This is a genomic window from Thiohalocapsa sp. ML1, assembly GCF_001469165.1.
Lineage (GTDB): Bacteria > Pseudomonadota > Gammaproteobacteria > Chromatiales > Chromatiaceae > Thiohalocapsa.
This window is the reverse complement of record NZ_JABX01000086.1, coordinates 1-9,427: the sequence shown is the minus strand read 5'-3', so window position 1 is coordinate 9,427 and position 9,427 is coordinate 1. Positions and strand designations below refer to the sequence as shown.

Below are 9,427 nucleotides of genomic sequence, written 5' to 3'. Positions count from 1 at the left end.
CTTGGGCCTCCTGTTCCGCGTGCTCGCCCCCATGCGCAACCGCGAGCACATGCGCGCCTGCGCCGACGGCATCGAGGAGATGGGCCGCGAGGAGGCCGCCTACTGGCTCGGCATGGCCATGCACCGCAAGTACCCGCGGCGCGTGCTGATGGCCCTGCGCTTCCTGCTGATCGACCCGAAGGCTTGAGCGACGCAGGATGGGCCTGACGGCGATGTCACCCGCACTCCAGTCCGGCGCGGGCATCCCGGATGCACCCCTCCTGCTGCCGTGTCGTGTCATCCGCCGCAGCGACGCAATCCAGCGCAAGACACGGGGTCGGCGTCGGCAGCCGGCCGATCCGGCGCATTGGGCCGCCCGCAAGATCGGCCGCGAAGTCCACGCCGTCGTAGTCGTCCGCGTGGTGCAGATCGAGCCAGCTGTCGGCGGTCAGTGGACCGCCCAGCACGCCGAGATAGAAACCGGGATAGGGCAGGCCATGGAAGCAAGGCGGCGCCGTCGGCCGGCCGTGCGCCCGGCTGGTCAGAAGGCGGTAGATCACATCCCCGGCTGGCGTCCCGGCGAGCACCAGCAAATACTTGCGCTGCCAGTTCCCTTGAACGTCCCGATAGAAGCGCTCGTGCCGACAGATATCCCCCGGCACCACTCCGGCAGGTAGTTCACAAGGCATCGCTTCGCGCAGATCGCTGGGCCTCGCGAATGGCTTCCCGCTCCTCTGCGATCCCGAGTATCGCCTGCCGCGACGGCTCATCCTCCGGCAGAGACAGCTCGTATGGGATCGCGCCGAAGTTGCCGAGCCCGTCCCGCCACACCTTCGCCCAGGCGCCGTTCTCGGCATGGGTAACGTCGATCATCGTGGGCGAGTAGGTGTCGCGGTACCGCGCCGCCAGTTCCGCCATGATGCGCAGCTCACGCTTGGTGAAATGGCTGTCGTCGAAGTCGGCCCTCGGCACCACGGTCTGTCGCACGTAGTCGAAGACCCGCTCGGGCTCGATGTCGATCACCGCGGCCCAATCCGGCTCGGGCTGATCCCACTCCTCCATCACATCGAGCGGCACCGGGCCGAGCTCCCAGGCTTGGTAGTCCAGCCCGGTGACGCTGCGTCCGGTCTGCCGAAAGTGCTCGAAATCCAGCAAGTACAGGAGCTTGAACAGCTTGATCTTGCCCAGGCAGCACGTGTTGTGAGCGAAGAACAGGATCGCGTTGATCAGCTTTTCGCGGTCGTGCGTGACGAGCATCAGGGTTTGTCGAAGGGTTGTTGGCGCGGACATGACAGGCACCGAAGCAAAGTCTAGCCCAGAACGAAGCCGTCGGCGCTGCCGCGTGGCCGGGCGGTGCGCGCCGCCGCATCGCCGGAACGGCCGCCAAGACGCGCATCCTGAGCGTGCGCCAAGAGTGTGCGCGAGCGCCGCTCCATGAGCAACGGCGGCGTATCATCTGGGTTATCGGCGCGATGACATCCGCAGACCTGCGCCATGACCATCGCGCCTGCGTGCCTTCCCGCCCGGGACAAGGCGCGAGGCGTTCCACTTCACCGAACCGGAGGACCACGACCGATGACACTGCGCATCCCACTGCAAGAGGCCCAGCGCAGGCTCACCGAGCTGGTGCACGGGCTCGCCGCCGACGACGAGATCCTGATCGTCGAGGACGACCAAGAGATCGCGCGGATCATCGGGCGCGCGGCGCAGCGGGCGCCGGGACCGCGCCGACCGGGCGGTGCCAAGGGCAAGCTGATCATCGTGAAGCACGACGATGCCCATTTGTCCGCCGACTGGCCGGAAGGATTTTTCGGTCGTACCGCCGGCGCGCTGCCGGACCTGCCCGCGCGCGAGCCCCGGTGCGACTATCCCCGTCGCGAGCCCGTGGCATGAGCCGGCTGCCGGACACCAATGCCTGCATCGACCATCGCGCGTGCCGACGGCGACGACATCCGGAGACCCCGACCCAATGAACATTGAGCAAGCCATCCTCGATCATCTGCGCGCCTTGCCGCCTTCGGCACAGCGCGAGGTGCTGGACTTCACGGAGTTCTTAGCAGCGCGCGTGGGCCGAGAAGACAGAGAGCGAGCCGACTGGTCCGAGCAGTCGCTTGCAAGCGCCCTGGCGGATATGGACGATGAGCCGGAGCTCTACGGCGAGGCCGATCTGAAGGAGCGCCGGCGTTGATCGCGGCAGGTCAGATCGTCCTGTTCCGCTTCCCGCAGACCGATCAGGGCCGCGGCAAATGGCGCCCGGCGCTCGTCCTGCGCCGGCTGCCGGGACCCTACGACGATTGGCTGATCTGCATGATCTCCAGCCGCTTGCATCAGGCCAGCGCCGAGCTGGACGAGGTCGTTGCGCCGAACGACCCCGACTTTCCCGCCTCGGGGCTCAAGACCGCGAGTCTGATTCGCACCACCCGCGTCGCGGTTGTCGCTGCCGAACGGCTCGAAGGCGCCCTGGGGCACCTCGCGACAGGTCGCCTGGATCGCGTTCGGGCGCGGCTGGCCGCCTGGCTCGTCGCCGACGCGATGGCGCCGGTTCACTGACGCACGCCGATGCGACCAAACACCACCGAGCGATCGGCCAAGCTGCGCCCAAGCCCGCCGCCGCCCGACAGAGGGCGCGGTCGGTTCGCGCCGTTGTCGATCCTCCAATGACCACCCGCCTGATCGAGACCTGGCTGCCCATCGCGGCGCTCGGCGAGGAGAGCGTCCGCGAGCGGCGCTCCATGACCGCGCTGCCGCCGACCTACTATCTGCACGTCTGGTGGGCACGGCGCCCGCTGGTCGCCTCCCGCGCCGCGATCCTCGCCTCGCTGCTGCCGGCGGATGCGGATCGGGAGCGGTTCATGCGTGTGCTGGGGATTCATGGGGATCCTGCCAAGACGAAGCTCCGCATCCTCGCAGCCAAACGCACCGGCGAGGACTTGGGAGCCGATCCCTACGGATATCCCCGCGCCTTCCAGCACCTCCCCACCGCTGAAGACCTCGCTTGGCTTAGCTAAAACAAACGTCCGTTGGCCGTTGCACCTGTATGGGCTCACTCACTGGAAAGGCATGTTCTCGCCACGCCAATTTCTGGGTCATGCGACTGGCGTCGAGGTTTTGCGCGAACTGCTGGAGATCGACCGTGCAGCGGGAGCCTTGTCCGAGACCACCAACGCGGCATTCGGCTACCTGGCGCTCTCACTGGACAAGCTCCGCGACTACAACTCACGGATGACCCGCTGGCACGTCTCGCGCGAGGTCATGGTCAACACCTTTGACCGTCACGACTTCGCCTTCAAATGGTCCTACGCCGAAATGGCCCCGCTCATCACCGGCCTCAGCTACGACTGGGCGATCAAACAGACCGCCAAGTGCATCGGCGAGCTGGCCGAGCTGACCCGCCCGGATGTCGACCTGAAAGCGGACAAGCGCGCGAAGACCCAGCGCGACCTGTTCGCGGCGCCGGACTTCGCACCGCCGCCGCTCACCATCACCTGCAAGCCCGGCGACAACCTGGACCACCTGGCCGACGCCTCGGTGGACCTGGTGGTGATGGACCCGCCCTACTACGACAACGTGATGTACGCGGAGCTGTCGGACTTCTTCTACGTCTGGCTCAAGCGCACCGCCGGCCACGTCTACCCGGAGCTGTTCCGCCGCGCGCTCACCGACAAGGAGCAGGAGGCGGTCGCCAACCCGGCCAAGTTCCGCGGCCAGCCCGGCGCCAAGGCGCTGGCGGGCCGCGATTACCAGGAACGCATGGCGAGCATCTTCGCCGAATGCCGCCGGGTGCTTAAATCCAACGGCCTGATGACGCTCATGTTCACCCACAAGGCCACCGGCGCCTGGGACGCGCTCACCACCGGGCTCATCACCGCCGGCTTCGTGATCACCGCGAGCTGGCCCATCAACACCGAGGCCGAGGGCTCCCTGCACATCAAGGACAAGTCCGCCGCCAACAGCACGGTGTTCCTGGTCTGCCGCCCGCGCACCGCCCCCGCCGACGGCGCCGAGACCCTCTATTGGGAGGACCTGGAGCCGCGCGTGCGCGCCGCGGTGCGCGGCCGCATCCAGGGCTTCCAGCAGGCCGGCATCCGCGGCGTGGACCTGTATCTGTCCTGCTTCGGCCCGGCGCTGGAGGAGTTCTCCCGCCACTGGCCGGTGCAGCGCGGCACGCCGCGCCCGGAGCCGGAATTCGAGCGCCGCCGCCCCAAGCAGGCGGAACTGTTCGCGGAAAAACCGGACCCCTACGCCGCCACGCCCGAGGACGCCCTCGACGCCGCCCGCCGCGAGGTCAAACGCTGGCGCCTAGAGCAGCTCACGCATCTGAAGCGCCAGGCCGAGCTGGACCCGCCGACGGAGTGGTTCGTGCTCGCCTGGGACGCCTTCCAGGCCCCGCAATTCCCCTTCGACGAGGCCCTGCGCCTCGCCCGCGTCGTCGGCATCGACCTGGACCGCGAGATCATCGGCCGCCTCGCCGAGAAGAAGGCCAGCAACGTCATCCTCTGGGACAGCGGCACTCGCGCCGCCAAAGGTGCGCTGGGCCCACCGGACGGCTCCAAGGGCTGGATCGACAGCATCCACCACGCCGCCAGCCGCGCCCGCAACCAGACGCTACAGGCCGCCGCCGACCTGCTGACCCGCGTCGGCGCCACCCAAGAGCCCGTGTTCCTCTCCGCGCTGGAGGCCGTGCTGGAGGTCCTGCCGCCGTCGCGCGCCTTCACCGGCATCGACCCGCTGGATGCCGTCGCCCCCGCCGCCGGCGACTTCGAGGCCCTGGAGAACCTGCGCCGGCTCGCCTTCGCGGATCGGGTGGACAAGCCAACCCAGTTGGCATTGTGGGAGGAAAGCGCATGACCGAGTTACCACAGGAGCCGCAGATGGCATATCAGCGAATCGCTCCGTTTCCCGCGGATGCGGCCCAAATGGCGTCCACGGAGCTGAAAGCACTTGCCACCGTTTGGCTCGAGCGCCGCGAGGAGCTTCAAGACACCGGGGTCTTTCAGGACTTACTGAAAAAGATGCAGCGCGAATGGGCCATCGAGACTGGCATCATCGAGCGGCTGTACACCTGGGATCGGGGCGTGACGGAGGTGCTGATCGAGCAGGGCATCGACGCCGGCGTCATCGCGCACCAGAGCGGCATGCAGCGCGACCAAGCCGACCAGGTGCAGCACATCATCCAGGACCAATTGGACATCGTCGAAGGGCTGTTCGCATTCGTGAAGGGCGAGCAACCGCTGACGGAGCACTTCATCCGCGGGTTACAGGCCCAGTTCACCGCGCACCAGGACCACACGGAGGCGATGACCCCGGACGGGCAGATCACCCGCGTCTCGCTCCTGCGGGGCGAGTACAAGAAGCTTCCGAACAATCCGCGCCGGCCCGACGGCAGCATCCATCACTACTGCCCGCCGGAGCTGGTCGCCGAGGAGATGCCGCGGCTCGTCGAGTGGTATCGCGCGCGGGAGGCCGAGCTCGCGCCGGAGGTGCGCGCGGCCTGGCTGCACCATCGCTTCACGCAGATCCATCCCTTCCAGGACGGCAACGGTCGGGTCGCCCGCGCGCTGGCCTCGCTGGTCCTTCTGCGCGCCCACCTGTTTCCGCTGGTTGTTCGGGATGCCGACCGCCGGGACTACATCGCGGCACTCGAGGCCGCCGACGCCGGCGACCTGAAGCCCCTGGTCGACCTGTTCGCGCGCCGGCAACGAGACGCGATCCTGCGCGCCCTGGGGCTGGAGCAGCAGGTCCAGCAGGACCGCCATGCCGAGCAGATCATCGCCTCGGCGCTGCAAGTGCTGAAGGGCAAGTATCACGTCGCACGCGGCAAGCTCGACGCCGTCTACGATCACGCGGGCGCGTTGTTCGAGCTGGCCGCGGGGCGCATGCAGGACATCGCCGATGCGCTGAACGAGCAACTGCGAGCGGTCACGCCGCCACAGCACGCACCTTACGGCGCGGCGTTCGGCAGCGCCCGCAACGACCCGGAAAAGCGGCAATATTTCTACACTCAGATCGTGGATATCGCGAAGCGCCACGGCTACGACCCCCACCCGGACCGCTGGCACGGATGGCTGCGCATCACCATCACAACCGAAGAGCGCTTCGAGATCGTGGTGAGCATTCACGGCTACGGCCCCCGCGACAGCGGCATCATGGCCGCGTCCGCCTTCACCGAGCGCCGCATCGAGAAAGAGGGTGGCAGCACCGACTTCGTCGATGTCAAACCCGCCTCCATCGATCTGTTCGAGCTCAATTACGCCGAATCGCGTGGCAGCACCGCCGAACGGTTCAGCGAATGGCTGGAAAGCGCACTGGCCATCGCGCTGGCCAAGTGGCAGCGCCTGGTTTCGGAAAACTAGCGACGGGTGTTCTGCGGCGGAGCTGTTCGGGCTGCCGTTGATGGACTTCGTCGCCCTATGGAACATGGAGCCGGCGGAACGGTTGCCTCAACTGCGGCCCCGCGATCGGCAGCTTAGCGGCGCTCCGGCAAAAAACCTCTTTGAGCTCGGTTCTCACGCGGCTTGCGATCACGTCGGTTGCGCCTCCTCCTGGACAGATGCGGGCTACCCTTATACGCTCCCGGCCATCATCAGGTGCCCGTAGACGTAAGTGACGACCTCGGCATAGGGCGCGACGCCCAAGCGAGCCTGGCCGGAGCGCGAGTGGAGTGCCCATGCATTTGCCAACCCTGTTCGACCTCTGCACCCCCCGCGACGACGTGCGGCAAGGCACGATCGCGGAGTCGGACTTCGCCGCGGACCTGGCCCAGGTGCTCCGCGGCGACGCGCCCGAGGAGTACAAGGACCCGCGCCTGTTTTTCGCCAACACCCACCCGACCCGCGGCCTGAAGGACTTGCTGCGCAACGTCTGCCTGCGGCTTGCGGGCAGTCCGGATCAGGTCGCCTGCATCTTCCGGCTGGACACCCAGTACGGCGGCGGCAAGACCCACTGCCTGATCGCGCTGACCCACACGGTCCAGGGTATGGAGGGCGTCGAGAACGTCGCCGAATTCATCGACCCGGCCCTGCTCCCCGGTGGCAAGGTCCGCATCGCGGCCTTTGACGGCGAAAACGCGGACCCCTACAACGGGCGCCCGCTGGAGCCGGGCCTGCGCGCCTACACGCCATGGGGCGAGATCGCGTACCGCCTCGCCGGGCGCGAGGGCTACGAGCGCGTGCGCGCCAGCGACGAGCAGGGCGGCGCCCCCGGCGCGGACACCATCAAGGAGCTCTTCGGCGGCGAGCCGACGCTGATCCTGATCGACGAGCTGTCGGTGTATCTACGCAAGCTCAAGGCCAAGGACCGCGCCGGCGCCGGCGGCCAGCTCACCGCCTTCCTGACCGCCCTGTTCAAGGCCGTCGAGGGCACGCCAAACGCGGCGGTGGTCTACACGCTGGCCATCGGCAAGGGCGGCCAGTCCAGCGACGCCTACAGCGCCGAGAACCGCTTCATCGCGGACAAGATGGAAGAGGCCGAAAGCGTCTCGGCGCGCAAGGCGGCGCTGCTCGACCCCACGGAGGAGGACGAGACCGTCCGCATCCTGCGCCGGCGCCTGTTTGCCCACATCGACGACGCCCGCGCCGCCGAGGTCGTGGACGCCTACCGCAAGCTCTGGGCAAGCCATCGCGACCACCTGCCGCCGCAGGGTGCGCACGACAGCCGCGCGGAGGCGCTGCGGGCCGGCTATCCGCTGCACCCGGAGCTGATCGCCACGCTGCGCGAGAAGACCTCCACCCTCGGCAACTTCCAGCGCGTGCGCGGCATGCTGCGGCTCCTGGCCCGCACCGTCGCCCGGCTCTGGCAGCAGCGCCCAGCGGACGCCTACGCGATCCACCTGCACCACCTGGACCCCGGCTTCGAGCCCATCCGCCAGGAGATCGTCACCCGCCTCGGCCAGCGCCAACTGGTCCCGGCCATCAAGGCCGACGTCGCCGCCGTCGACGGCGACCAGCGCGCGCTGGCGCAGCGCATGGACACCGAGCACTACAGCGGCCTGCCGCCCTACGGCTCGTATACGGCCCGGGCCATCCTGTTCCACACCCTGGCCTTCAACGACGGCCTCAAGGGCGCCTCCCCGCAGCAATTGCGCTGGTCGCTGCTGTCGCCCGGCACCGATGTCAGCTTCATCGACGACGCGGTGCGGCGCTTCGTGCAGGAGTCGGCCTACCTGGACGACCGCCCGAACGCCCCGCTGCGCTTCGCCGCCGAGGCCAACCTGACCCAGATCCTGCGGCGCGAAGAGCGGCACGTGGACACCGACGAGCTGCGTGCCCAGCTCAACGACCGCATCAAGGCCATCTTCGGCGGCACGGTATTCAACCTCAACGCCTTCCCCGGCGGGCCTTACGATGTGCCGGATGACGCCGGCGACGGCAAACCCACGCTCGTGGTGCTCGGCTACGACGCCGTGGAGGTCTCCGCCGACAACGTCGTGGTGCCCGACCTGGCCGGGCGGATCTACGCGCACAAGGGCGCCAGCGAGGAGCTGCGCCTCAGCCGCAACAACCTCGCCTTCCTGCTCGCGGACAAGGCCCGCAAGCCGGAGATGAAGCAGAAGATGGCCTGGCGCCTGGCGCTGAACGCGCTGCGCCGCCCCGAGAAGCTCAACGACTTCGCCGAGCACCAGCGCGAGCGCATCCTGGAATGGTGGCACCGCTCCGAGCAGGAGCTGGCGCTCGCCATCCAGCAGTGCTACCGGCATGTCCTCTACCCCTCGCGCAACCGCATCGACGGCGCCAACCTGGACCTCGCCCACACGGCCATCGACGTGCAGAGCGCATCGGACAAGCCGGGCCAGGGGCAGAAGCAGGTCATCGAGGTGCTGCGCGCCAACAACAAGCTGCGCCTGCCCGAGGACGACCCCGATTCACCCGCCTACATCCGCGACCGTACACCGCTCAAGAAGGGCAAGATCACCACCGCGACCCTGCGGGCGGAGTTTCGCCGCGATCCCGGCCTGCCGATGCTCGTCGGCGATGATGTGTTCGTGAAGGGCATCCGCCGCGGCATCGAGGCTGGCGTCTACGTCTACCAGCGCGGCGATCTGCTCTGCGGGGCGGGCGACCCCTGGGCCAGCATCCACATCGACGAGCAGTCCTTCGTCTACACGGCCGAATACGCGGACGAGCATGACATCTGGCCGCCGCAGCTCGAGCCGGAACCCGAGCCGGAACCCGATCCCGATCCCGATCCCGGTCCCGATCCCGATCCCGATCCCGATCCCGATCCCGATCCCGGTCCCGATCCCGGCCCCGATCCGGGTCGCGAGGATCGGACCCTCACCCAGGAAGGCGTCCTCAACGAGGCCCTGACCCAGCTCTGGGAGCGCGCCCGCGCCCGCGGCTTCACCCACGTGCGCAACCTCGACATCAAGGTCTTCGACCCCACCGACGGCTTCCGGCTGCTCGGCGTCGTCTCCGGCATCCAGCAGGCCGAGAAGCGCGTGTCCATGCAA

General features: G+C 68.2%; 9 protein-coding genes and 1 pseudogene. 8 read left to right on the top strand and 2 right to left on the bottom strand.

Annotation, left to right across the window (positions count from 1 at the left end; genetic code table 11):
- A pseudogene (locus ML01_RS29820) lies at nt 1-187 on the top strand (hypothetical protein); the annotation flags it as partial.
- A gap of 28 nt (nt 188-215) precedes the next feature.
- Here ML01_RS29820 and ML01_RS26060 read toward each other — a convergent pair.
- Both ML01_RS26060 and ML01_RS26055 read right to left on the bottom strand, forming a co-directional pair.
- The gene (locus tag ML01_RS26060) at nt 216-641 is read right to left on the bottom strand and encodes a hypothetical protein (protein ID WP_156428020.1); all 426 of its coding nucleotides are present in this window, start codon (nt 639-641) and stop codon (nt 216-218) included.
- Nucleotides 642-657: 16 nt separating this feature from the next.
- A complete protein-coding gene (locus ML01_RS26055) occupies nt 658-1,236 on the bottom strand; it encodes a Panacea domain-containing protein (protein ID WP_058558297.1) in 579 nt (192 codons plus the stop codon).
- 318 nt (nt 1,237-1,554) lie between these two features.
- On the opposite strand from ML01_RS26055, the gene ML01_RS26050 reads away from it, so the two are divergent.
- The 7 genes from ML01_RS26050 to ML01_RS26020 form a co-directional block, all read left to right on the top strand.
- Nucleotides 1,555-1,872, top strand: coding sequence for a type II toxin-antitoxin system Phd/YefM family antitoxin (locus tag ML01_RS26050; RefSeq protein ID WP_058558296.1), 318 nt, complete (start codon nt 1,555-1,557; stop codon nt 1,870-1,872).
- A gap of 76 nt (nt 1,873-1,948) precedes the next feature.
- Nucleotides 1,949-2,167 (top strand): DUF2281 domain-containing protein, encoded by a 219-nt coding sequence (locus ML01_RS26045; RefSeq protein WP_058558295.1) that lies wholly within the window; start codon nt 1,949-1,951, stop codon nt 2,165-2,167.
- Nucleotides 2,164-2,529: a type II toxin-antitoxin system PemK/MazF family toxin gene (locus tag ML01_RS26040; RefSeq protein ID WP_058558294.1), complete on the top strand. Its 366-nt coding sequence runs from the start codon at nt 2,164-2,166 to the stop codon at nt 2,527-2,529. Before ML01_RS26045 ends, ML01_RS26040 begins: the two co-directional genes overlap by 4 nt.
- A gap of 107 nt (nt 2,530-2,636) precedes the next feature.
- Nucleotides 2,637-2,987: a DUF1156 domain-containing protein gene (locus ML01_RS29445; RefSeq protein ID WP_058558293.1), complete on the top strand. Its 351-nt coding sequence runs from the start codon at nt 2,637-2,639 to the stop codon at nt 2,985-2,987.
- A gap of 139 nt (nt 2,988-3,126) precedes the next feature.
- Nucleotides 3,127-4,827: a DUF1156 domain-containing protein gene (locus ML01_RS26030; protein WP_156428019.1), complete on the top strand. Its 1,701-nt coding sequence runs from the start codon at nt 3,127-3,129 to the stop codon at nt 4,825-4,827.
- Complete coding sequence (locus ML01_RS26025) at nt 4,824-6,332, top strand: Fic family protein (RefSeq protein ID WP_082674691.1); 1,509 nt, start codon at nt 4,824-4,826, stop codon at nt 6,330-6,332. Before ML01_RS26030 ends, ML01_RS26025 begins: the two co-directional genes overlap by 4 nt.
- 314 nt (nt 6,333-6,646) lie before the next feature.
- A partial coding sequence (locus tag ML01_RS26020) for an ATP-binding protein (protein WP_058558290.1) occupies nt 6,647-9,427 on the top strand: 2,781 nt, incomplete at its 3' end.